19 protein-coding genes are annotated in these 25,075 nt (G+C 58.7%); 12 read left to right on the top strand and 7 right to left on the bottom strand.

Features of this window, described 5'->3' with window-relative positions:
* Positions 1-25: 25 nt before the first annotated feature.
* Both DW211_RS03865 and DW211_RS03870 read left to right on the top strand, forming a co-directional pair.
* On the top strand, positions 26-568 hold the full coding sequence (locus DW211_RS03865; RefSeq protein WP_055252053.1) for a histidine phosphatase family protein: 543 nt from the start codon (positions 26-28) through the stop codon (positions 566-568).
* A gap of 17 nt (positions 569-585) precedes the next feature.
* Positions 586-1,221, top strand: coding sequence for a histidine phosphatase family protein (locus DW211_RS03870; RefSeq protein ID WP_118259319.1), 636 nt, complete (start codon positions 586-588; stop codon positions 1,219-1,221).
* A 128-nt stretch (positions 1,222-1,349) separates the two neighbouring features.
* On the opposite strand, the gene DW211_RS03875 is transcribed toward DW211_RS03870, so the two are convergent.
* Entirely contained in the window at positions 1,350-2,033 is a 684-nt protein-coding gene (locus DW211_RS03875; protein WP_118259321.1) for a DUF1015 family protein, read from the bottom strand.
* A gap of 39 nt (positions 2,034-2,072) precedes the next feature.
* Positions 2,073-3,293 carry a M20 family metallopeptidase gene (locus tag DW211_RS03880; protein ID WP_118259322.1) on the bottom strand — a complete coding sequence of 407 codons (1,221 nt, stop codon included), beginning with the start codon at positions 3,291-3,293 and terminating at the stop codon, positions 2,073-2,075.
* Between the two features lie 397 nt (positions 3,294-3,690).
* On the opposite strand from DW211_RS03880, the gene DW211_RS03885 reads away from it, so the two are divergent.
* Complete coding sequence (locus tag DW211_RS03885) at positions 3,691-4,497, top strand: hypothetical protein (RefSeq protein ID WP_147357237.1); 807 nt, start codon at positions 3,691-3,693, stop codon at positions 4,495-4,497.
* Positions 4,498-4,844: 347 nt separating this feature from the next.
* Here the strand turns inward: DW211_RS03885 and DW211_RS03890 are convergent, their stop codons facing one another.
* The 4 genes from DW211_RS03890 to DW211_RS03905 all read right to left on the bottom strand — a co-directional run bounded on the left by DW211_RS03890 (position 4,845) and on the right by DW211_RS03905 (position 7,974).
* Positions 4,845-6,008, bottom strand: a complete 1,164-nt coding sequence (locus DW211_RS03890; RefSeq protein WP_118259326.1) for a phosphoglycerate dehydrogenase — start codon at positions 6,006-6,008, stop codon at positions 4,845-4,847.
* A 72-nt stretch (positions 6,009-6,080) separates the two neighbouring features.
* On the bottom strand, positions 6,081-7,205 hold the full coding sequence (gene serC / locus DW211_RS03895; protein WP_118259328.1) for a 3-phosphoserine/phosphohydroxythreonine transaminase: 1,125 nt from the start codon (positions 7,203-7,205) through the stop codon (positions 6,081-6,083).
* Between the two features lie 129 nt (positions 7,206-7,334).
* Complete coding sequence (locus tag DW211_RS03900; RefSeq protein ID WP_158568485.1) at positions 7,335-7,685, bottom strand: type II toxin-antitoxin system RelE/ParE family toxin; 351 nt, start codon at positions 7,683-7,685, stop codon at positions 7,335-7,337.
* Positions 7,672-7,974, bottom strand: a complete 303-nt coding sequence (locus DW211_RS03905) for a type II toxin-antitoxin system Phd/YefM family antitoxin (RefSeq protein WP_158568486.1) — start codon at positions 7,972-7,974, stop codon at positions 7,672-7,674. The genes DW211_RS03900 and DW211_RS03905 overlap by 14 nt, the downstream gene beginning before the upstream one ends.
* 381 nt (positions 7,975-8,355) lie before the next feature.
* Here DW211_RS03905 and DW211_RS10125 point away from each other — a divergent pair, with 381 nt between their 5' ends.
* The 9 genes from DW211_RS10125 to pglX all read left to right on the top strand — a co-directional run bounded on the left by DW211_RS10125 (position 8,356) and on the right by pglX (position 24,543).
* Positions 8,356-12,741, top strand: coding sequence for a hypothetical protein (locus DW211_RS10125; protein WP_158568487.1), 4,386 nt, complete (start codon positions 8,356-8,358; stop codon positions 12,739-12,741).
* An 11-nt stretch (positions 12,742-12,752) separates the two neighbouring features.
* A complete protein-coding gene (locus DW211_RS03930; protein WP_118259342.1) occupies positions 12,753-13,982 on the top strand; it encodes a hypothetical protein in 1,230 nt (409 codons plus the stop codon).
* A complete protein-coding gene (locus DW211_RS03935) occupies positions 13,983-14,867 on the top strand; it encodes a hypothetical protein (RefSeq protein ID WP_118259343.1) in 885 nt (294 codons plus the stop codon).
* Positions 14,782-15,900, top strand: coding sequence for a helicase-related protein (locus tag DW211_RS03940; RefSeq protein ID WP_118259345.1), 1,119 nt, complete (start codon positions 14,782-14,784; stop codon positions 15,898-15,900). The genes DW211_RS03935 and DW211_RS03940 overlap by 86 nt, the downstream gene beginning before the upstream one ends.
* Positions 15,901-15,903: 3 nt before the next feature.
* Positions 15,904-16,914 (top strand): hypothetical protein, encoded by a 1,011-nt coding sequence (locus DW211_RS10130; RefSeq protein ID WP_158568488.1) that lies wholly within the window; start codon positions 15,904-15,906, stop codon positions 16,912-16,914.
* Positions 16,915-17,019: 105 nt separating this feature from the next.
* On the top strand, positions 17,020-17,691 hold the full coding sequence (locus DW211_RS03960) for a DUF1819 family protein (RefSeq protein WP_118259351.1): 672 nt from the start codon (positions 17,020-17,022) through the stop codon (positions 17,689-17,691).
* Between the two features lie 3 nt (positions 17,692-17,694).
* Positions 17,695-18,318: a DUF1788 domain-containing protein gene (locus tag DW211_RS03965; protein ID WP_118259353.1), complete on the top strand. Its 624-nt coding sequence runs from the start codon at positions 17,695-17,697 to the stop codon at positions 18,316-18,318.
* Positions 18,319-18,327: 9 nt separating this feature from the next.
* The gene (brxC, locus tag DW211_RS03970) at positions 18,328-21,981 is read left to right on the top strand and encodes a BREX system P-loop protein BrxC (RefSeq protein ID WP_118259355.1); all 3,654 of its coding nucleotides are present in this window, start codon (positions 18,328-18,330) and stop codon (positions 21,979-21,981) included.
* A 30-nt stretch (positions 21,982-22,011) separates the two neighbouring features.
* Positions 22,012-24,543 carry a BREX-1 system adenine-specific DNA-methyltransferase PglX gene (gene pglX / locus DW211_RS03975; protein ID WP_118259357.1) on the top strand — a complete coding sequence of 844 codons (2,532 nt, stop codon included), beginning with the start codon at positions 22,012-22,014 and terminating at the stop codon, positions 24,541-24,543.
* A 72-nt stretch (positions 24,544-24,615) separates the two neighbouring features.
* Here the strand turns inward: pglX and DW211_RS10030 are convergent.
* On the bottom strand, positions 24,616-25,075 hold a 460-nt coding region (locus DW211_RS10030; protein ID WP_233540938.1), incomplete at its 5' end, for a BREX-1 system adenine-specific DNA-methyltransferase PglX.

Here is a 25,075-nt window from a genome sequence, read left to right on the forward strand (position 1 = left end):
TTGTGGTGGTACGAGGGGAGAGCGTGTGGCAGATCTGTATTTGGTGCGGCATGGGCAGACTGAGCTCAATGTGCAGAGCATTTTGCAGGGCTGGCACGATTCGCCGCTTACGGCGCGCGGGCGCGAGCAGGCGCTGACGGCGCGTACGGCGTTTGCGGCGCGTGGCGTGGCCTTTGATCATGTGTATTCCTCGCCGTTGGGCCGGGCGCGGCATACGGCCGAGCTTATCGTTGGCGAGGGCCGTTCCATTGAGCTGGTCGATGACCTGCGTGAGTGGCATTTTGGCTCGCTGGAGGGCACATCAAATCGCGAGATGCCGCCGCAGCCCTGGGGCGATTATCCGGTGGCCTTTGGCGGCGAGTCGGAAGTGCAGCTTCAGTCGCGCATGGTCGCGGCGCTGTCCCGTATTATGGCCCGGCCGCAGCACGACTGCGTGCTGGCGGTTTCCCACGGCTCAGCCTGCCAGGAGTTTCTTGAGTATGTGACTGGCGGGGGAGAGCTACCCGACAACGGTGCCGTGCTTCATTTTGGCTATTGCGACGGGGCGTTTTCGCTCTTGGGTTGGTAACGAACGAAAGGACCCCTATGAATAAAGATCTGTATCTGGTCCGTCATGGACAGACGATATTCAACCTTAAGCGTATCATTCAGGGGTGGAGTGACTCGCCGCTTACGCAGTTGGGTTGCGACCAGGCGGCGCGCGCCGGCATGTTTTTACGTGCGCGCGGCATTGAGCCCGATCATGCCTACACCTCTACGCTTCATCGCACCGAGCAGACTATCGCCAACTTGTGGCCGGGCTTGGCGTACGAGCGCCTGGACGGCCTGCGTGAGTGGTTCTTTGGCGACTTTGAGGCCGAGCGCGTGATGCTTATGCCCGAGCGCCCGTGGCGCGACTTCTATCGGCAGTTTGGCGGCGAGGGCCAGATCCAGGTGCGCACGCGCATGGTGGCGACGCTGACCGATCTTGTGCGACGCCCGGACCACGAGTGCGTCCTCGCGGTGAGCCATGGCTCGGCCATCAAGGAGTTTTTGGATCACGTGAGGGGAGCGGCGGCCGACGAGCACGAGCGCGTGCCGGGCAACTGCTCGGTGCTGCATTTCGTGTTTGACGATACGACCGATACGTTTGAACTGGTTGAGATCTTTACGCAGGAAGACTACGCGCGCGAGCTGGGGCTTGAGCCGCTCGTGGCTGCCGCGGGTCCGCAGCGCGGATAACGCGAGCGCGACGGCACGGGTCGCAGGCATACTTCTCGACGCAAAAGGGGCGGAGATGCATGTACCTGCTGCATCTCCGCCCCCTGTTTGTTGAGCTGCCGATTTTTGTGCTGGGCGGTCTGGTCTTGCTAGAACCGCGCGACCTGGTGCGTGAGCAGACCTGTCGGAACTTGCGGCGCGGCGCCGCTGACCTGCGCGGCGGGGAAGAGCACGGCAACGGTAAAGTTGAACGGCTCCTTGCCGGTGTACGTTCCGGCGGCACGGGCCTCATCGGCCAGCAGCTGCGACGCCCCGGTCAGAGCGGCGGCGTAGGCGGGGTCGTCGGTCAGTACCGGCTCCGGTGCTTGGTCGAGCATAGCGCGGATGGCCCCGACGGCGTCCTCGCGCTTGACTTCCCACGCGCGGTGCGTAATGCCCGCGGGGTCGGTGACGGCGTAGAGCGACGCGCCCTCTTTGGCGGCGCCCAGGATGATATCCATGACGGGCGAGGCCTCGTAGGCGAGCGACACGGGGCGCGGCTGCACCTTGAGCTCGGCGATCGCTCGCGCGGCGGCGGCCACGTCGGCGCTGGCATCGCCCTTGCCGTCCGCAAGTACACTCGTCGGGCAGATCGCCACGACACCCGTCACGCGACCCAGCTCGCCCGAGCATTCGTACACGTAATACGCCGCACCCGGGTCCTTGAGCATTAGGCCGTCAGCAATGGCGCCGCGCAGGGCGTCGTTGCCGCTCAGGATACCGCCCATCGCAGGCAGCGCCTCGAGCACACGGTCCTGAGCCGGGCGGATGCAGGGAAACGGAAGTGCTTTCATGGGCGGTCCTAACGCACGAGTCGGTTTGTTCGCGGCTTATTATGCCCCAACTTGGCCGCTCGCGTCCCAGAGCACGTTATCGGCGAGCGCGATTAGCACCTGCTGACAACGAACGATATCGGCATGGGGCACATATTCGTTGGGCTTGTGTGCGAGCGCGAGCGACCCGGGACCGTAGCTCATGCAATTGCGGTTGCCTGTCTTGCCGGCAATGACGGCGGTGTCGGTGTAGCCGGTAAAGAAGCCGACGGTCGTGTCCGCGTCCGTCACGTCATCGGCGGCACGCTTGAGCGCTGCTAGAAGGGGAGAGTTCGGGTCGCGCTCGATGGCGGGGCGGTCGCCCGTCACGGTGTAGCTGCCATGGCAACCGGGAACGGCGGCTTCGGCGACGGCGATGGCCTGCTCTACCATGCGCGTCGCGGCGGCCGTATCGGTCGGCGGGGTCAGACGCATGTCGACCCAGACTTTGGCGCGGTCGGGCACGACATAGGGGCGATATCCGCCCTCGATTTGGCCAAACGTGATGGTCGAAGACCCCAGCTCATCGTGCGCGGGCAGCGCCACAAACGCGCGACGGAGCGAACACACGACCTCGGCCATGGCGGCGACGGCATCCGCGCCCTTCCAGGGCTGGCTCGCATGCGCCGTCACGCCAGCCATTTCAATCTCGAACCACGTGCGTCCCTTGTGCGCCACCTGGATCTGTCCGTCGGTGGGCTCGGTGTCCAGCACCCATTCACGCGAGCCGACCCAGCCGGCATCGATCGCGGTCTCTGAGCCGCGCATAAAGTCTTCCTCGTCGACCGAGCAGATGAGCGAAAAGCCGCGGCGGGGCAGCTCGCCTTCTGCCGCCACGCGCTCGAGCGTATGGACCAGTGCGGCAATGGCGCAGGCCAGGCCACCCTTCATATCGCAGGCACCGCGGCCGTAGAGCTTGCCGTCGCGCACGACCGCCCCGAGCGGCGTAATGTCCGCGTCCCAGCCATCGCCCAGCGTAACGGTATCCATATGGCAGATATAGACCAGCCGCGGCTCGTCGCTCAAACCGGGTACGGTGACCATGAGATTGCGGCGTCCGGGCAGCACCTCGAGTTCCTCAACCTGCACGGCATGGAGCACCGGATGGCTCAACCGCCCCAGTTGAGCCTCAACCAACGCTTTGATATAGCGTCCAATCTCGCCCTCATACGCGCCCGGGTCTGAGCTGTCGATCCGCACGAGCTCCTGCGCAAGCCGCCAGGCAAAATCCTCATCAACCATATGCAACCTCACAATCAGTTTGCTTTCCAAACCGATTGTAAGCCTCCTGAGAGATCCGCGACGTGGGCGTGGCAGTATTTACCGTTCGCAGGCCGAGCCAGCGCGTTTGCCGTCCGAGCGGGTTCACAAGCGACGCAGCGGGTACGTACCCTTCATGGACGACATGCTGTGCGACATATCTGCCTTTCGGTATCACCGGATACCTCCACAGGTCTTGGCAATAATGCCGGACCTGCCCGATTCTGCGGACGATCCGCGCAGGGAGCACCTATGTGAGCATCCGCTCGTCACGCATTTCCTGGGCACCCCGTTACACGTGTTGGCGCAGGGCAGCTGCGGACGTAAGGGCGATCGCATTGTCAGGCATGTTTGGAACGGGGAGAGGCCGTTTGATTCCATGCGACAGACAGAGTTTGGCCTCGATGTCGCGTCCCCGCTCTTTACCCTGCTGACCCTGGCTTCCTCGGTCTCAAACGAGCGTCTGATCATGTGCATGTATGAGATGTGCGGCACCTTTGCCGTGTGCAAGATTGCGCCTCAGGTAAAGTCGGCACTTGAGCAGGCATACGGGGGCCGGTGGGGTGACGCACGGTCGGGCTGGGAAAACGTAAAGGATACCTCGGGGAATCCAACAGACTTGTGGAAACGACCTCCCTTGATTGAGCTCTCTGAACTTACCGAGTACGTCGATAAGATCCCGGGGCTCCGCGGCGCTAAATCGTTCACGCGTGCCGCGAAATGCATTACGGGGGTGGCGGCATCGCCGCTCGAGGTCCAGGCTTCGATGCTGTTTGGCCTTACGAGGTTGCGCGGCGGCGAAGGGCTGCGCCTTACCAATAACGTCGAGATTCGCTTGACGCGCAGTGCCCGCCTGATTTCGGGGCTTGATAGGCGCTATGCCGATATTTTGCTGGCAAATAAGGACGGCAGCCGAGAGTGCTTGGTTGAATGCCAAGGCAAAGCCATTCACGGATCCATTGAATCCAAGATCTCGGACTCCGATCGAACGACGGCCTTGCAAGCCATGGGATATCCCGTCGTTCTGATGACCTATGGCCAGCTGGCCGACTCCGATGCCTTTCGCGTGGTGATGGAGCTCATCATGTCCTATCTCGATATGCCGCTGAAAGACAAGACGACGCGGCAGCTGGAGCTCGAACGGCGGCTTCGTGAGGAGATTTTTATCGATTGGGCGGGAATGTAACCGCGCGGGTGGAAAACGGTCGCGCGAGCTAGAGTTTTGGCCGCGAAAAGGCTTCAGCTTCGCCTTGTAAGGGCTTTAAAAGTGCTACCCAAAACAAGTTATTTCGGAAAATGGACAGTCAACTTGAATATGGCATATAGAGATTGATTTTTACCTACTAAAACCCCTGATAAAACTGTTTATAAAAGCAATTGTAGTTAGCGACTTGGGCCTTACTGTCGATTATCCGAAACAACTTGTCCTGGGTAGCACTTCCGAAACCGTCCAGAGCATGAATTCGGCCCCCGTTTCGTGAAAACGGGGGCCGAATGAGCTTCGTGGCCTGTCTGACAGATTTGGCGCCGGTGCTATTTAATCACACGCACACGATACATCGATGGAATCTGCTTGAGCGCCTCGATGGTGCTGCTGTCCAGGTGCTCGTCGGTGTCGAACATGGTGTAGGCGTTCTCGCCAGCGGACTCGTTGGTCATACGCTGCACGTTGGCGTTGTCCTTGGCCAGGATCGCCGTGATCTGGCCGATCATGTTGGGCACGTTGGCGTGCAGGCAGGCGATGCGGCTCGCGGCGCGCGCCTTGCCCATGCTGCAGGCGGGGTAGTTGACGCTGTGCGCGATGTTCCCGTTCTCCAGGTAATCCTTGAGCTCGCTGATGGCCATATCGGCGCAGTTGGCCTCGGCCTCGCCAGTGCCGGCGCCCGAGTGCGTCGTGATAAACGTGTTGGGCATCTTGACGGTCTTGGGCGTGGCAAAGTCGCAGCTAAACCAGCTCAGCTTGCCTGCGCGCAGGGCAGCGTCGACGGCGTCCTCGTCAATGATGGTTTCGCGCGCGTAGTTGATGAGCACGGCGTCGGGTGCCAGCAGGTTAATCTGCTCGGTGCTGATCATGCCGATGGTGTCTGCCTTGCTGGGCACGTGCACGGTGAGGTAGTCGCAGCCGCGGCACAGATCCTCGAGCGTGCCCACGCGCTGCACCTCGCGGCTCAGCACCCACGCGTGCTCAACGGAAATGAACGGATCGTAGCCGTAGACGTCCATGCCCAAATCGACGCAGGCGTTGGCGACCTTGGAGCCTACGTTGCCCAGACCGATGACGCCGATGCGCTTGCCCTTGAGCTCGCGACCCACAAAGGCCTTCTTGGCTTTCTCGGCATCGACCTGGATTTCGGGGTCGTCGGCGTTGTCGCGCACCCAGTTCATCGACTGCACCACGCCGCGGCTCGAAAGCACTAGCATGCCCAGGACGAGCTCCTTGACGGCGTTGCTGTTGGCGCCGGGGGAGTTAAAGACGACGACGCCCTTCTTGGCGTACTCCTCGACGGGGATGTTGTTGACGCCGGCGCCGCAGCGGGCGATGGCGCGGATGCCCTCGGGCAGCTCGTAGCCGTGCAGGTCGGTCGAGCGCATCAGGATCGCGTCGGCCTCCTCGGCGGTGCTTACAAACTCGTAGCCCTCGCCAAACTCGACTTTGCCGTCTTTAGTGATGTCGTCGATGGTCTTAATCTTGCGCATGGAAAAACTCCTTAGCAGGTTTTGATCTAAGCAGGGTGGTCTGAGGTGGCTGGTCAGCCCGCGCGTTGCGGGCTAGTTAGATCGCGGACTCAAACTATGCTGCGCTTCGAAGTCCTTCATGTACGAGGCCAGTGCCTGCACGTCCTCCATGGTGACGGCGTTGTACACGCTGGCGCGCATGCCGCCGACGAGGCGATGGCCCTTGACGTTTTGGATCTGGTGATCGGTCGCACCTGCGACAAAGGCGGCGTCGAGGTCGGCATCGCCGGTACGGAAGGTGACGTTGGCGATGGAACGGCTGTCGGCCTGCGTGGTGCCATGGAACAGCTCGCTGTTCACGAGCAGGTCGTAGAGCAGGTTGGCCTTGGCCCAGTTGCGCTCGGCCATGGCGGCAAGTCCGCCGGTTTGCTCGACCCAACGGAACACCTTGCCGCACACGTAGATGCCAAAGGTGTTGGGCGTGTTGAGCATGGAGCCCTTGGCGGCCTGGGTCTTAAGGTCCATGTACTGCGGCGTCTGCGCAAAGGCGGGGCCATCTGCGATAAGGTCGTCGCGCACGATGACCACGGTCACGCCCGCAGCGCCGGCGTTTTTCTGTGCGCCGGCGTAAATGAGCCCGTAGCGCTCGACGTCGAGCGGCTGCGACAGGAAGCAGCTCGAGACATCGGCGACCAGCGGCACATCGCCGCAGTTGGGCAGCTCGTGGTACATGGTGCCAAAGATGGTGTTGTTCTGGCAGATGTAGACGTAGTCGAGCCCATCGCTCGCGGCCTCGGCGGCAATGCGCGCGTTGACGTCGGCCATGGTGGGAATGCGGTCGAAATTGGTGTCCTCGGAGCTTGCGAGCAGCACGGCCTCGCCGTACTTGGCGGCCTCCTTGTACGCCTTGTTGGCAAAGTTGCCGGTCACGACGTAGCCGGCGCGGCCGCGGCGCATGAGGTTCATGGGGATGCCCGCAAACTGCAGCGTGGCGCCGCCCTGCAAAAACAGGACGCGGTAGTTGTCGGGGATGCTCAGCAGGCGGCGCAGAGTTGCCTCGGCGTCGTCGATGATCTGCTGATACATGCTAGATCGATGGCTCATCTCGAGCACGGACATGCCGCAACCGCGGTAGTCCATCATCTCGTCGGCGATCTCGGCGAGCACGCTTGTGGGCAGTGCGGCCGGGCCAGCTGAGAAGTTGTGCACACGTGCCATCTTCTAGTTCTCCCTCGTAGTCGTTTGAACGTTCGGGATACTTTAGCACAGTGGAGCGCCAGGCGCGACCGCATCACGGTAAAACTCGAGTGCGCCGCTATGATTTACAGGATGGTTACATGGGGGAGGCTACTTGAGTAGTTCGAATCTACTCAAAGGGTTCTTTCGATGGTCCTCGATTGCCAGGATGCTGATGTTTCGCTGCTCAACATCCACGTGGTAGTACACGCCGTAGTGCGCGCAAAAGAAGACCCTGCAGTCAATGGGCGGAAAGGCCGCCTGATAGTAGGGGTCGTATTCTTCGCCAAAATAAGGATGCTCGGCTAGAAAGTCGATGAGGTTGCCGATTCTGGCGTAGACTCGCTCCGAAGGAATCTCGGCATAGGCATAGAGTGCCTCGTCAGTCATGACAACATCAAAAGGCTTATCAAGTTCGTCGAGCTCCGAGTAGAACTCGACGTCTGCGTTATCCAATTTCATGGCGAGCTGCCCTGATGCGATCTGCATCTGCTTTGGCCTGTTTCCAAGGCCGCACACGACCGTTCACTAAGTCGTCGTAGCCACGCGTGATGGCTCGCTGAATGCGTTCTTCGCGCTCCTGAATGGCGGATAGCGCGCGCGTCTGCTCGTCATAGGCTTCGGCATCCATGACGACAAGCGATGCCGACCCGTTTTTGGTTAGGTAGACGGGCTCTTTGGTTTGGTGGCAGCTATCTGCTATGGAACCAAAGTTGCGTTGCAGATCTGAAATAGGCTTTACGACAGGCATATGAAACTCCTTATATAGAATCATATGTATAACTCTATGTTGATTATAGCGTAAAGCCAAATGAGGACATGAGCGAGCAATCTTGCTTGTCCCATCTGGTGGTAGAAAGACGTGTATGACGTGCGGTACGTCCGCGCGGCAGGTTCATTTTAATTGCCGCAGAGCCGATGAAAGTCAAACGGGTTCCAAGTGTCCGTGATCGCCGTTCACCGATTAAAACTACCGCTCATCTACATATGCACAGTTGATTTGTTGCACAACAAAATGTTGCTAAACAAAAACGTTCGCAAGTGGCGTATGAAGTATTTATAAACAATCATCTTCCTTATTTCCCGACGTAGCCGGCGGGTTGCGGCGTGGATTCTTGGGGGTCGTTTCTGTATGAATTACAATGACACGAGTGCAACAAACGATTCGATGAACATAGACACGTATTTCGAGTCGCTCATTCTGGATGCGGTTGCGCCGGCCGATGCTCCGTTGCACGAGGCGTTGGTGCGCTCGAACGTGTATCGCACCATTAATGACTCATACGAGCGCGCGCTAGCCCAACTTGTTATAGATGGTAAACTTTTATATGCCAACGGCGAGTACAGCATGGCACCCGAAAAGGTCGAAGAGGTAGCGAAACCCGCGGAGCCCGAGGCCGTTGAATCCGTTACTCCTGAGGACCCTGCACCTGAGATTAGCGGCCCTATTTCGTTGCGTGCTGATTCGACTCTTGAGCAGCTGAAGGTTAATGAACGTAGCTGGCCCATCCCCGTTGCCGTGGGCGTTTCGTATGACAAGAAACCGGCCGACGGTTTGTCCCTCATGGGATTCGAACTGCCGGCGGAGTCTGTGGCGAACGCCGAACAGCCGGCCGAGCAGCAAGAGCCGGTGCAAGTGGAGCAGCAGGAGCCTGTCCAGCCCGGGCGTCCCGAGCTCACGCTGTCTTCCGAGCCGCAGCAGCTAGCCATTTCCTTCTCGGACGGTCCTGAGGCTGAGAAGGTTGTTGAGTCCGAGCCTTCCGCTGAGCCTGAGCTTACTTTCGTCGGAGAGGCCGAAGAACCCACTGCTGTCGATGAGGCACCGTTGTCAGCTCTCGTGGGCATCGGCTCCTCTGCAGAGGCCGCCCGCGGCGAGCTAAAGTGTCCACGGTATTTGAGTGGTTGGGATGACCCGCGGTGCGTGTTCAACAGCGATTACCAGATTGCGCTTCTCGATAAGCTGAACGTTCAGGATATATTTGGGCTTGTTCGCAAGTTGGGTCAATCGGATGCGGATGAATTGTCTTCGGTCTTCGACGAGTCTATGCTCCGCTCTCATGCTTTCCGTCTTACACCTCGATATAGGACTCAGATTCCTACTCTATGCAAGCTCTCCGGTAACAGCCGCTTCATATTTGACATGTTCGGAAATCTTCGCAGGGTAAAACCCGGTTTTGAAATCGATGAATCTGCGTGTCGTCAACAGGTTGAGTTGTTAAGCACTTTATATTCAAACCGTGGCGAGCCGTTGTCACTTTGGAACCTTCTCATTACGCAAACCGTACAACGGAAGCTAAAGTGGGAACTCGGCGTTCGCAGTCTTCCTAAACTAGTCGTTTTGAGTGCATCTGAATTGCGGCAAAAAGGCCTTACCACGAGTGAGGTACATTCGATTGTGTCTGCATTAAATGAATGGGATGCGGGTCCTATTTCGTTGGGAGTTGCTTCGGAAAAGGTCGAGCTAGCGCGGCAAGCTGCGGTGGGGGGTTGGTATCCAGAGGATAATGCCAATCCAAAGCGCGTCAAGATAGTTAATTCGGCTTCCGATGTGGCTCTTTCGGAATCGCTTTCAGATTCTCTTTCAGTATATGTGCCATCCTTCCGTGTGCTCTTTTGCATGAGATTGTACGAAAGGCTCGAGCTGTGTCAGGACGTTGATGAGTGCATAGCCGCTGTGCTTGCAGGATTGAAAGAGGAATATCTCGCAAATGATGCAGCGGCTTCATCATTTGAACGGCTTGGATTTGGGAAGTCTCGCGCTTACTCGGATATTAATCTATTAAATACAACTTCTACCTGCGAACATGTTAATGCGGACAGAGCGGTTATTGCACCGATTGATACAGATAGCTCGGAGGATTCGTCATGTGCTCAGGCGGGAGCGTGTGAGGCGGATTCTTCAGATGAGACTGGTTGGTATGAGCCCAAGGACCTTACTCTTGAGCAGGCCCTTGGGCTGGCTATTGGCCAGGACGCCGCTAACTTTAACGGGTGGTTTACGGGCCTTGCGTATCAGGATCGCGCTCTGATGGGCTATATGCTTGTCGAAAAAAATCCGGACAAATGGGCTGACAGGATTGGGAAGCCTGCTAATTATATTGAGGTACGCTACGACTTCCTCATGGAGGAACGTCCGTGTTTTGACATCGATGTTTTTGGCACGCTCTTTAAGGTGTACAAGATTTCTGAAGAGGTTTTTTGCGCCTTAACGCATGCTGTACAGCCTGCTTACCTGTATATGAAGCGTGTTTACGGGCAGGGCATTATTCCCCTTAAATATGCAGAGATTGATAAGGATCTTGAGCCGTCTGTCTGTCGGGTGGTTCGCGCGTACTTGGCGAGTGCGGCGACTGAAAATGCTGGCGGCCGGGCTGAGAAGAAGGCCGTGCCGGTGGAGCAAGCTGTCGCGCCGACACCGGAGCCCGAGCCAGCGACCGAGCCCGAGCCTGCGACCGAGCCCGAGCCAGACCAGATGCCTGACCCTGCCGCTCCCGAGCCAACTCCCGCCCCGGCCCCGGAGCGGCCGGCAAAGCCCTTTATCAGCAAAATCGAAGACCTCACCGGCAAAGGCCCTATGTCTATCGAGGCGTGGCTGGCGTTGCTGCCCGCCGATGATGCCGACCTACTGCGCTGGGTCTTTAGCGACAGGCCCCTTATGGATTACCCTCGCAAGCCGGCCGGACTCGGTCCTCTGCGTCGACGTCGTGATGACCTGATCAGCAGCCGTCCGCAATTGGACGAGGATCAATTTAGTTCGTTTTACACGTGTTACGATCTTACCGTGGAGACGTTTTGCGAGATAACGCAGGCGTCTCCGCTGGCCTTTGGCTATCTGAAGGCCATTAAAGTCTCGAACAGGTTTAGTCTTCGCCGCGCCGCCAATGATCCGACATTGCCGCAGGAGTGGCGTGATAGGATAGCGCAGCTGCACCGCCGTCCTGCCGCGGATACGCTTCGAGCGCCTATAAACATCGAAAAGGACAATGCCTCTCAGCTCGAGCAGATTGCGCGTAAAAAGCTGGGCAGCTTCTCCACTCGCTGCGCCGCGCTGCGTGCCTTTGCCGAGACCGGAGCTGTTGAGGAATATCACGCGCTCAAAGACATCCGCATCAAGTACCAGCGGTTTTTGAATGATAACAAGTGCGGCTTTAAACAGATGTTGGTGATGCCTTCCGAAGACACCAAGTGCCTTAACGAATTACGCGGCACCGGAAGATTTTTGGTGCCGCGTGGCAACAAGATACGCTCCTACAAGATTGACAACCGCCTTACGTCCGAGTTGCGTCGGGTCTTAACGCTCGCCGCCGGGCGCAATATCGAGTGCGGCGCGGGTCTTATCCTGCGCGAGAACAAGGAGTTGTGCGACCTATACGACGTGCGTGATGATGAGGAGCTCTACGAGATTATCCGCACGTACGTGCGCCCGGATACGGTGCACGGTTTGCGGACGGTTGTGTCCCCCGTGATACGCTTGGGCGAGACGGATCGCAAGCGTCAGATGCTCGATGTACTGCGCGACGCGGGCACCGAGCTGTCGCGCGAGGAGTTTGCCCAGCGCTACGCGGAAAAGTACTGCATAGACACGAAGACGGTTCGCAGCAACTACCTGCGCGACATGAACGCATATCTGCGCAACGATCGCTACTCGTATGTCGATGTCGACCTTTCTGCCGAGCAGCAACAATTCATCAAGGACATGGTGACCGAAGACTACGTTTCGCTGCCGTACGTCAGGGCGAGCTTTATCGCTAAGTTTGGCTCCACGTCCGGTCGTCTTATTAACGATCAGACGCTCGCGCCCCTGGGCTTGGAGGTCTCGAGGGACCTGATTGTTAAAAAGGGTGTTGACCTGCGGAAATCGTTTGAAAATCTGCTTATGTCGCGCGATAGCTTTGCCTATGGAGCGCCGGGGTTTGGTGATGAAGTCATTAACCACCAGGACTTTAGGCTGGCAATAGCTCAGCTGCTACGCAACTTCACCTTTATCGAGTGTAATCACGGTTCATTTATTTCGCTCAAGCACTTAGAGGAGTCGGTGGGAATTCGACGTATAGACCTAAGCTCATATGCATATGCCGTTTCTGGTCGTACGGAGCCGGGCGTGCCATTTACAGTGGCAAGCCTGCGCAATCAGGGCTTTGAGCACAAGCTCGATGCTGTGGCAGAGGAGTGTGGCTTTGACGATGCGTTTTTCGACTCGATTGTTGTGTACGGGCTGCCGCAAGAACAGATTAGGCGCACCCGCTTTGGCGGCACCTACATGTTCTGCCGAAAGGAAGGGAGTTTCTCCATTGCCGATGCGGTCGAATATGTCGCCAAGCAAAAGGGCCCCATAGAGGTGGGTGACCTTATCGATGCGTTCCAGGACGATTACGGCGTGGTCGTTACCGCTTACGACATCAACAGGGCGGTCAATGACAAAGACCTGTTCCACAACGAGGACCTTGACATGGTCATGCCCAACAAGGAAGCGAATGCAGCTTACCTGCGCGAGCTGTATATCAAAAACAACCAATAGGAGGAGTCAACATGAACCTGCTCGAGATGATTGGCGACGGCGTCAACATTAAGCCGACCGGTGCCAACCACAAGATCGTGATCGACGGCAAGCCCGAGATGTATCCCGTCTACAGCATTAAGCTCGAGTTCCTGCGCTATAACGTGCAAAACGACCGCATCGCTTCCTGGATCAGCCGCTACAAGGCCGAGCATGGCGAGGGCGGGTTTAACGAGCTGGACGTTGCCGCCTGCAATGACATCATCGAGGGCTTTATCGTCGACAGCAACAAGGATGCCATCGAAAAGACGCAGCGCAGCATTGCCCTGCGTTCGCAAGAGCGTCCCGGCGTGGTGTTGGCCGACGGCCTGATCGTCGACGGCAACCGTCGCTTTACCTGCCTGCGTCGTCTTGCCGCCGAAAACCCAAGTTATGGCTGGTTTGAGGCTGTCATTCTTCCCGAGAGCCTGGGCAACGACCCCAAGAAGATCAAGATGCTGGAGCTTTCGATCCAGCATGGCGAGGAAGAGAAGGTTGGCTACGACCCGGTCGACCGCCTGGTGGGCATCTACAACGACATCATCAGCTCCAACTTGCTCTCGAAGGAAGAGTACGCCCAGTGCATTGGCGTTGAGCCCAAGGAGCTCGAGAAGGAGATTGTAAAAGCCCGCTATATGAACGAGTTCCTGGAGTTTGCCAACGCCAAGGACCAGTTCCACCTGGCGCGCGAGCTCAAGGTTGCCGGCGTTATCAACGACCTGCAGGGCGTGCTAAAAAAGTGCAAGAGCGACGATCAGGAAGAGGACGTTAAGAACATCGTCTTTGCCAACATGATTGCCGAACCGCAGGGCGACATTGTGCGCTTTGTCCGCAAGATGAAGCCGATTCTGGAAGGCCCCGATGCGGACCGCTTTATCGAGCGCGAAAACGAACTGGCCTTTGAGGTTGCCGAGCGTCTGAAGAACAAAGAGGTCGTGACCTCGACCGACATCGCCGAGATTCGCGACGATGTTCAGCTGGCGACGGCCTTCCGCGAGGTTATGGAATCGGCAGAAAACACCACCAAGATGAATAAGGCCCTCAAGTCGCCTTCGCTTTCGATTGTCCGCGCCATCAAGGACCTCGATCAGGTGGAGGAGTCCACTTTTGGCCTGTTGCCCGCGGATGAGATCGCCAATATCGCTGCCGAGGTTGCCAAGCTCGAGGCCAGGGTGCATATGATCAAAGACAAGATTGCGTACAAGATGGGCGAGGAAGCCTAAATGAAACTCCGCCTCTCGTATAGCGACGGCATTTCCGTCGTGCCGCTCGACATGACGGTTGAGCAGCTGCGCCGCGAGCCGGTCTGGAAGATCCGGCTTTCGGCGCTGCGCCGCTATGCGCCGAGCTATCGAGAGGCGGACGTGCTCTTTTCTCTGGGGATTGACGATCCGGGCGCCAAGCGCATCGTCGAGCTGCTGCAGCAGGCGGCGAGCTTTGGCGTGGAGTGTCAGGTGGACCCGGACTTGCTGCGAGGCCTTACGGCGCGCGAGGACTATCTGCGCGAGAAGGCACGCGTGGGCCTGCTGATCAAGGCGCACGACGCGTCGGTGGCCGATCGCTTTGATGAGTTCTGTCGCGCCGAGGACGTCCTAATGCAGCGCCCGCTTAAGGACCGCCAGCTGTGGGACGCGTTCTTTATGAGTGCCATGGGCCGCAGCGCCAACTTCTCCGTTCCCGGTTCGGGCAAGACGGCGTCGGTCCTGGGTACGTTTGCGTACCTGCGCGAGCGCGACCTGGTCGACCGCATCATCGTGCTTTCGCCTAAGAATGCCTTTGGCTCGTGGCGTGATGAATGGGCGGCTTGCTTTGGAGCCGACCGCCCGTTGCGCTCGCTGTGCTTCCACGACCCCGAGTTTCGCGGTCGTTCCACGCGCGACAAATACAGCACTTTGCTGTTCGACTACAAGCGCTACGACATGATTCTGCTCAACTACGAGTCGGTCGCGCTGGGGGAGGCGGTCGCGCGCATTGCGGCCGATCGTGCCCTAGTGGTGTTTGATGAAGTCCACAAGGTGAAGCGTGTGGGCGGCAAGCGCGGTGCAGATTGCAGCGGCGGCGCCGTATTTTGTCGCGCTTACCGGTACGCCGATTCCCAACTCGTTTGAGGACCTGTACAACCTGCTCCATTGCCTGTGGCCGCGCGACTACAACTGGTACTTTGGCATGAGTGCCAATGCCCTTAAGTCGACGAGCGAGGATGACGTTGAGCACATCAACGAGTCCATCGCGCCGTTCTTTTGTCGTACGAACAAGCATCAGCTGGGCGTGCCCCAGGCCAACGAGGACCATCTGGTCGATGTGCCGGTGGAACGCTGGGAGCAGCAGCTGTTCCAAAAGGTGCTGCTCACGCTTTCGGGCGAGCCGTTCGAGATGATCATTCGCCTACTGCAACTTTCGTCCGACCCGCGCATGCTGGCCGAGGACCTGAGCGCCGGCGATTACGCCGACCTGTTTGACGGGGAGGTGCAGACGGGGGCGGGCAAGGCGCTGGAAGGGCTGCAGGTGGATGACCGGCTCACAGCCAAGATGAGCGCCTGCCTGGACTTGGTCGCGTCGCTGGTAGCCCAGGGCAAGTCGGTCATCGTGTGGTGCATCTTTAAGCGCAGCATTCGCAATGTGGTTCACGAGCTGCACGAGCGCGGCATTACGGCTCGCGCTATTAGCGGGTCGACGGACATGCCCGCGCGCGCCCGCGTCATCGATTCGTTTAAGGCGGGGGAGACGAGCGTGCTTGTCACCAACCCGCACACACTGGCCGAGTCGGTCTCGCTCCATGGAGTATGTCACGACGCCGTCTACTTTGAGTGCAGCTACAACCTGGTGCACTTGCTGCAGTCCAAGGATCGCATTCACCGCGTGGGTCTGTCGCAAGAGCAATACACGCAGTACCACTACCTGCGCGTCGTGTACGGGCGCCGCGACGGACCGTGGTCGCTCGACCGCAACATTTACGAGCGGCTGCAGTACAAGGAACGGGTCATGCTCGACTCGATCGACCGTGGCACGCTGGAGCCCGGCTATACTGACGAGCGCGATCTGGAGCTCGTGTTTAAGGGCCTGTTTGATGACGAGGAGCAGCGGATCGAGGTCAACGACCACGACGCCGCGGACGATACGCAAGAACGCAAGGAGATGTAAACGATGCAGAAAGCCTTTCCCATCTTTGCCATGGAGCTGTTTTGCGATGGCTGGCTGTTCTTAACGCATTCCGATGTGACGTGGGATGGGTCGTCGCACGCCGTTAAGCGCATCCGTATCAATGCTGACAAAAGTGAGCGGCTCCTGAGCCATGCGCGCGAGCACTTTACGGATGTTCCGAGCAACATCGATTTGTGCCAGTACGTCGGCACCACGCTCGTGGAGCTCGAGAAGCATGCCGAGCCAGTTGTTCCCCGCGACGTTGTTTCGCCCCATCTGCAGTTGCTGTTTGAGGGCGACTTGACGCCGATTACGCTAGTGCAGCTCATGTGTGTGGGCGACTGGCTTTCGGTACGTCAAGGCAATGAGGGCGAAATCCGCGTTACCTACGACGAGCGCTTGGCACAGCAGATTTCCGGGTTCGGCCTGTTTATGGCGAGCTTTGTCGAGTCGCTTTGCTCGCAGAGCACTATGTTGAGTGACGGATCGGTTGCCACGGTGTTTGAGGAGAGGCCAGCAACGGAGCCTGGCATATGCGCGTTTTTGGAGATGGACGAAGCGGCTTCCATGGAGCCTGAACCCGAGGAGGCGCTCGGTGTTGAACCGGAGCCCGAGCCCGTGTCCGAGACGGCGCCAGAGCTCGAGCCTGACATTGAGCCCGTGTCCGAGTTTGAGCCAGAGCCTGCACCGGAACCTGCTCTTGAGCCTTCTGCAAAAGAGCAGGAAAAGCTACGCATCGCCCGAGAGGTAAAGGCTGCGCGGGACAAGATGGATGAGCTCGACAAGGCACGTGTTGCTTTGCTCAACCAGCTGCTTGTCCTGCGCCATAAGCATGAGACGCTTTCCGATCAGCGCGGTTGGAGGACAATTGTCGAGATGGAGGAAGTCGGCAGGCAGGTCAAAGACCTCAGCGGCCAGGTCGACCAGATTGACAAGCAGCTGAGCGACGCGCGCCTTGCCTACGCCGAGACGCGCGCGGCGTCGCTGCAAGCGCTTAAGGAACTAGGTCAGTAAGGCAGCAACAGCCCCCACGACCCGGTACTTAAACGGTATGATTGGAAGGCATGTTTGCATCGCCCCGATGCGAATAAAAAGGCCCGAACCCTTGGAGTGTGTCCTGTGGATAGCACCGACAAAATATCGCTGGGAGGCGTGCTTACCCGCGAGCAGTTTTTGCTGCCCGAGATGCGCATCGTCGCCGCGTTGCGCCTGGAGGGCGTGAGCGACGACGAGATCATCGCGCGCGTTAAGCGCGACAACCTGTTTCAGTATCCCACCGAGCGCATGCTGGCCGACCGCGCCCGCGTGTGCCTGCGCCGCTTTGATGCCGTAGCGCTCGACGAGGCACAGTGCGCTGCCCGCGGTATCGACAAAGATGCTGCCGACCAAGCGGTCGCACGCATTATGGACCTGATCGCCAACGGCATGCCCGACCAGGCGGCCCAGGCCAACCTGTTTGTCATGATGTGCCGTTACACCATGGTTCGCGAGCTCATCCAGGTAGAGATTGGCGAGCGCATGGCCAGCTTCGACTACAACTTTACCGACATTGACCTCAACGCGTTTGTCACCCGTTTTCAGGTTGAGCATGCCGAGGCTGTCAAATGGTCCGATGCCACGCTGGGCCGTATAAAAAGCACCCTGCGCCAGATTCTGCGCAGCGCCGGTTTTAAAGCATCGCAGCGCACCGATACGCTCCAGCCCCTGCTGCTCGACCCCGACGTGGAGCAGGCCATCCGCGATCTGGGCGACATGGATGCCCTGGCCGCACTTACCGGGCAGGTGATGTAGCCCATGGCAATAAACCAGCCGCACATTCGCCCGCGCAACCGCGCCGAGCGCATCCATGAGGATTTTGACCATCGCCGCGAGGCGCTGCGCGAGCGCCTGCAAGACCAGGATTTCTTGGCCAACAAGGGCATCGGTAACGAGATCGGCTTCTACACGTTTTGCTACGATCCCTCGCTGGAGTTTGAGTGCCGTGCCTACGTGGACGAGCTCAAAGCGGACGCCCAGGCCGGCAAGCTCCCGTGTAATCTGGAGGTCTTTAACCTGTACGACGTGATGCTCGACATCTGCGAGCAGCGCCGCATCCTTCGTGCGATTCCCCGGCGTGAGGCAAAGGTCGGCTCGGAGGCCCAGATCAAAGAGCTCCAGAAGCCCTGCAGTTCCAAGAGCTTTGCCCAGTACCTCTTGGAGCACACCCAGCCTCACCAACCCGGCGACGTGATCATGGTCACGGGCGTGGGCGAGGTCTTTCCGCTGCTGCGCGTGCACAACCTACTCAACGACATGCTTGCCGATTTTGGCACCGTGCCCGTCGTTGTCATGTACCCCGGCAGCTTTGACGGCCGCCAGCTCAAGCTGTTCAACAAAGAGAACGCCAGCAACTATTACCGCGCGTTCGATATTTCTTAGGAGCGACAGATGATTATCCAAGACCTGTTTTCAAAGGACATCAACCGTTCCATCAACGGCGTCGTCAAGGTGCAAGACGCCAGCGACGAATCGGTGCGCCAGGAGCTCGACGAGTACGTGGTGACGCGTGAGCTGCAGGGTCATTTTGCGCACTTCTTCGAGGCGTACGATAAGGCGCTCGACGTTCCTACCGACAATATGGGCGTGTGGATCAGCGGCTTCTTTGGCTCCGGTAAATCGCACTTCCTCAAGATGCTCTCGTATCTGCTGCAAAACGATGAGATTGCCGGCAAGCCTGCCGTCGATTACTTTAAGGGCAAGATCTCCGATCCCATCGTGGCCGCTCGGGTTCGTCGCTGCTGCGAGGTTCCCACCGAGGCGATTCTGTTTAACATCGACAGCAAGGGTGGCCAGTGGAAAGAGGGCGACACCTCGCGCACGGCCCTGCTGCGTGCCTTTGAGCGCGTGTTCTTTGAGCACCTGGGCTTTTTTGGCGAGGATCTAAAGCTCGCACGCCTGGAGCAGCATATCGACAGCAAGGGTAAGACGCAGGAGTTCCGCGCTGCCTACGAGCGCATTGGCGGTGGCAACTGGCTCGAGGACCGCGAGAGCTATAGTTACTTTGAGGACGACATCGTCGAGGCCCTGCAAGAGGTGCTGGGCATGAGCGAGCAGGCCGCGCGCCATTGGTTCGACGGCACCGAGGACGACGCCATCGCTGCCGACACCTTTGCCAAGATGGTCAAGCAGTATGTCGATAAGCGCGCCGGGGAGTGCGACGGCGAGTTCCGCCTGCTGTTCATGGTCGACGAGGTGGGTCAGTTTATTGGCTCCGATGCCGACATGAGCACGAGCCTCATGTTGTCGCTACAGACGCTCGTCGAGGAACTGGGCAGCCGTTGCGGTGGCCGCGTGTGGGTCATGGTGACCAGCCAGGAGGCCATCGACGAGGTGGCCGTGATCGTGGGCGACGACTTCTCCAAGATTCAGGGCCGCTTTAACACGCGCCTTTCACTCTCCAGCTCCAGCGTAGACGAGGTCATCCAGCGCCGCGTGCTGCAAAAGAACGATGCCGCCACGGTAAAGCTCCAGCAGGACTACGAGACCCAGAGCACCGTGCTCAAAAACGTGTTCAGCTTCGATGGCTCGCGCAGCAACCTGATCGGCTACGCCAGCCGCAACGACTTTACGGCTAGTTACCCCTTTGTGGACTATCAGTTTAAGGTGCTGCCCGACGTTATGACCGAGGTGCGCAAGCACGGCGTTAAGGCCAAGCATATGTCTACGGGCGAGCGCTCTATGCTTTCGGCCTTCCAGGAATCGGCCCAGGCCATCCAGGATCAAGAGGTGGGCGCCCTGGTGCCGTTCTGGCGCTTCTTCGATACCATCGCCAAGGATCTGGAGCATGGCGTGATTCAGGTGGTCACGACTGCCGAGCGCGCGGCCGAGGACGGCCGTGGCCTTAAGGCCCAGGACGTTAAGGTCTTAAAGCTGCTGTACCTGATCCGCTATATCGACTACATTAAGTCCAACGTCGAGAACATCTCTATCCTTATGGTCGACGGCATGGACGTGGACAAGGCGGCCCTTAAGGATCGCGTTAAGGAGTCGCTCGACCGTCTGGTGCGCGAGAACTACGTGGCACGTCAGGGTGATGTATATAACTTCCTTACCGACGAGGAGCAGGATATCTCGCGCGCCATTAGCGAGACGCCGGTGGATGCTGCCTTGATTATCGAGGACATTAAAAAGTTGCTTTTTGGCGGAATTTATAAGACGACCAAGTTGCGCGTGGGCGAAAACGACTTTCCCTTTGACCGTTATGTTGACGACTCACTCTGCGGTGCTGCCCAGGGCGGTATGAAGCTCAACGTGGTCACGGTAGCCGATGACCTGTCGCGCGCTGACGATGCCGAGCTCGCCGTCAAGTCTGCCAATATCGCGCTGGTGGTGCTTGCAGACGACATCGACTACTTCGACGATCTGCAGAATGTGGCTAAGATCAGCAAGTACCGCAAGACCATCAACACCGAGGCTCTGCCGCCTTCGACCCAGCAGATTATCAAGAAAAAGAATGACGAAGCTACTTTCCTTAAGCGCGAGGCGACCAAACTGCTGGAGGAGGCCGTGCTGCGCGCCCGCGTGGCCGTGAACGGCTCCATGATCGCGATTCGCGCTACCAAGCCGGTAGATGTGTTTGACCAGGCCCTGTCCAAGTTGACGAATGCCATCTTTACCAAAGCCGACTGCATTGTCGACTCCGCCAAGACCGATGAGGACATTCGCGCCACGCTGCGCGGCGCCAACCAGATGGCGCTCGACCGCCAGAGCTCCCAGAACGCCCGCGCCGAGAAGGAGGTCGCGGACTTTTTGCATGCCCAGACGCGCCTGTCGCTGAATACGACCATGGGTGACCTGCAGCGTAAGTTCCAGGGTGCCCCCTATGGTTGGCGCGAAATCGACATTGCCAACGTGGTGGCGCAGCTGGTGGTTTCGCAGCGCGCAACCATCACGGCTGCCGGCGCCAATGTTGCCCCTGCCGATTCGCGTATGGTTGCCTTCCTGCGCAAGGACGCCGACAGGGCACAGGTGCGCGAGCGCGTCAAGATGAGCGACGAGCTCATCAAGAAGATCAACAGGGTGCTTCGCGAGACCTTCGATGCCAAGCGCGACATTTCCAACGAGGACGAGCTCACCGCCACGGTGGTCGAAACGCTTAAGGGCTTCAAGAACGAGTGCGTGGAGCTCACGAACAACAACTTTACGGGCCTGGCCCCGGCCTATCCGTATCCGGGCCTAAAGGTGCTGGAGGACGGCATTAAGCTGACCACGCGCCTGCTGGACAACCAGAACGACGCCCAGGCACTGTTCAACGCCGTTGTAAAAGCGCAAGACAATTTGGATGACTGGAAAGAGGACTACGACCAGGTCACGTTCTTCTTTGAGAGCCAAAAGCCCGTCTTTGATGGGGCCGTTGATTTTATGGGCCTTATGAAGGACGAGGGCTTCTACATGGACTCTAACGCCCAGGCGGTCGAGGCTAACAAGCGCATTGAGCAGATTCTTAAGAATCCGCGTCCGTACCGCGAGGTCCGCGAGTTCCACGAGCTGATGGAGCCGGTCATGGCTGCCCACAAGCAGATGGTCGATACCAAGCGTAAGGAGATGCTGGACGACATAACCGCACAGATGGCCCAGGTGCACGAATATGCCCAGAGCCAGGACGGCTATGCCAAGCTGGCCGAGCGCGCCATCGAGGACGTCGGCCGCATGGCTAAGTCGTTTGAGGGCCGTGCGCACAGCGCCACCAAGGCCAGCGAGCTTGCCGCGCTCAAGCAGCAGCTGATTGAGTATTGCGACCGCGCATGCGAAAAGATCGATACCGCCATCGATGAGGAGAAGGCCCGTCAGCAGCGCGAGAGCCGCCACAAGGAAGTCACGCCCAACGGCGAGATCGTTACCACGATCAATGAGCCCGGTAAGGACGCCCCGGAGACCGCAAAGCCCGCGCCTGCTCCCAAGAGGATTAAAAAGCTGCGCCTGGCCGATCTGGGCGAGCGCAAAAAGCTGGAGAGCGAAAGTGATATCGACGTTTATCTTGCCCAGCTCCGCGCACGTCTGCTCGCCGAGTTGCAGGGCAACGACGCCATCCGCCTGAGCTAACCAAGAACCACCGGGGAAGGGTAGACCGCCATGAACGATACCGCCATCAAGAACTACTGCATCTGGGCCCGCAACGAGCTCATCGCCGGTGTCGAGGCCCGCATGAGGCTCTACGGCGTGGCCGAGGGCGCCGAGCCTGCCGGCGCCACGGCGGTGGGCGGGCGCGCCCTCTCCCCGGAGGAGACCGAGTGGCGCGACGCCCTGCTGCGCGCCGGCGCCGAGGAGGGCTTCGCCCGCCTGCGCGACCGCGCCGCCTACACCTGGTTCAACCGCATCGCCGCCGTGCGCTACATGGAGGTCAACGACTTCCTGCCCTCCCGCGTACGTATGTTCACCCGCCCCGCGGCGGACGGCTCCTGGGAGCTGGGCAGCCAGGCCGCGGACGAGGCACTCGATGTCCAGATCGAGGGCGCAGACCCGGTGCGCGTCGCCGAGCTCAAACAGGCCGGCGAGGACGGGCCGCTGTTCCGCTACCTGTTCCTTGCCCAGTGCGCCGAGCTCTCCGGGTGCCTCCCCGGCGTGTTCCAGCCCGTGGACGCCTGCATGGCGCTGCTGCTGCCGGCCAACCTCATGGACGCCGACGGGGTCATCGGCCGCATGGTGGGCGACATCCCCGAGGAGGACTGGGAGAGGAACGTCCAGGTCCTGGGCTGGATGTACCAGTACTACAACTCCGAGGTCAAGGACGCCTTCTTCGCCTCCAAGGCAAAGGAGACCCCCGACACCATAGGTCCGGCCACCCAGCTGTTCACGCCCGACTGGATCGTGCGCTACATGGTGCAGAACTCGCTGGGGCGCCTGTGGATGCTCAACAACCCCGCGAGCCCCCTGCGCGACCAGATGGAGTACTACATCGAGCCCGATTCCGAGCACGAGGACTTCATCAGGATCGGCGGCCCCGAGGACATCTCCCTGTGCGACCCGGCCTGCGGCTCGGGCCACATCCTGGTCTACGCCTTCGAGCTGCTGGCCAAGATGTACCTGGAGCGCGGCTACCGCGAGCGCGAGATCCCCGGGCTCGTCCTGTCCAAGAACCTGCACGGCATGGAGATCGACCCCCGTGCCGCCCAGATCGCGCGCCTGGCCTTGGCCATGTGCGCCCGCGGCATGGACCGCCGCTTCTTCGGCCGCGGCGTGCGGGCCGACATCGCCGTGCTAGCCCCGGTCGCGCTGGGGGAGGGCGACGTGCCGCGGGGCAGCGCCCTCGCCAAGAGGAAGGACCTCCTCGGCGCCCTGGCGCACCTGGACGAGGTGGGCTCGCTGCTCGCCCCGGGCGAGGGCGACCTCGCCGCGATCCGCGAGGCGGTGGCGCTCGCCGGCGACGGCGGCCTGTTCGGCAGCAGCTCCAGGGAGAGGCTCCGGCGCGCCCTGGACACCTGCGAGACCCTGGCCCGCCGCCACGACTGCGTGGTGGCCAACCCGCCCTACATGGGCAGCTCCAGCTTCGGCCCCTTCATGTCCAGGTGGGTCAAGAAGAGCTACCCTGACTCGAAGAGCGACCTGTGCACTTGCTTCATCGAGCGCGGATTCAACCTTGCCAAAGACCGCGGCTACGCGGCCATGATTACCATGCAGTCATGGATGTTCCTGGGGAGCTATGAAAAGCTACGCGAAAAGATTCTGCGAAGCCATTCAATTTCTTCAATGGCTCATTTAGGGACCAGGGCATTTGGAGCAATTGGCGGTGAAGTAGTTTCGACGACGGTAACTGTGTTTAGCAACGCTAAAAATGATGTCGATGGAGTCTACTTCAGGCTCGTTGACATGGGGTCTGAAGAAGAAAAATCGGCAGGAATCTTGGAGGCCCTTGCGGACCCCGGTTGCGGGTGGTTCTTTCGACGCAACTCTGGTCTGTTCACCTATATCCCAGGAAGCCCGATAGCTTATTGGGCGAGCAAGGCGATGGCGCGAGCATTCGGGGAAAATCTGCCCATTTCTACCGCTGTTTCAGTTTTTCTAGGCATGACGACTTCTGACAATGAGTTGTTTGTTAGGTGCTGGTGGGAGGTATCTGAATCGCTCTTTACAAAAACCGCGAACAGCGTGGATCAAATTCGCAAATGGGCCCCATACAATAAAGGTGGTGACTTTAGACGCTGGTTTGGAAATCAGCAATTCGTAGTAAATTGGGAAAATGACGGATTTGCAATACGTAACAATAAAGATGGTAATGGTCGAATCCGATCAACCGTCCCCACGGCAGTAACAAGCTTAAAAGATTGCATCACTTGGTCGAAAATCTCGTCAGGTCGGATCGCCCTGAGATATTTCCCAAGAGGTTCTTTGTTTGATGTTGCGGGTGCATGTTGCTTTGGCCAAAGAAAAAACCTTTGTCTGGTTATGGGCTTCCTAAACTCTTCCGTCGCAATGGCTGCGCTATCGTTCATGTCTCCCACATTAAACTTCGAGGGAGGACAAGTACGCTCCCTTCCCCTTAGGCCACTTTCGGAAGAAGACGAAGAAAAAGTTGTCTCTTACGTTGAAAAGCAGATCATTGCTGCAAAAGCTGATTGGGATTCATTTGAGCAGTCGTGGGGGTTTGTCAGACATCCTCTGGGCTAATTGATTGGTTTGAACCACCATAACTAACGGCCAGGCCCAACCTCATCATTGGGGTTGGGCCTGGCCTGGAAATCAACCAATTAGCGGATGTTTTTTAAAATGGCTCGATGATTCAACGGAGTCCCAATCGTGCATCGATAACTGAATGCAATTTTGGGCAATAATTTCCGTTTCTTTTTCTCCCGTTCTGATATCAGGAAGAGTTTTAATCACGCCACATTTGTAGTTAAGCGTCGGCATTGTCAGTTCGGCAATTACGGAATACAAAGACGAATTTAGTGCGGCTATGGCTTCGATGCAGCCTGACCCAACAAGAACCTGGCCCCCCGCATCGAACAAGAATCCTTCAGGGTAATATCGAACACCTAGTTGTCCGGTGGAAATCGCTGTCCAAGTTCCGCCCTCTTTAAACCAAAGAGATTGACTAGGCCATACGCAGCCTTTGAGTTTCTTCATTTTCTCTCTAAAAGTTGAGCTGAACCCTATTAAATATGGCTCTGTTAGACCAGGATTGACATTCCGCCCCATCATC

Origin of the sequence: Collinsella sp. AM18-10, from assembly GCF_003471585.1 — a bacterium.
In the GTDB taxonomy this organism is placed as follows: Bacteria; Actinomycetota; Coriobacteriia; order Coriobacteriales; family Coriobacteriaceae; genus Collinsella.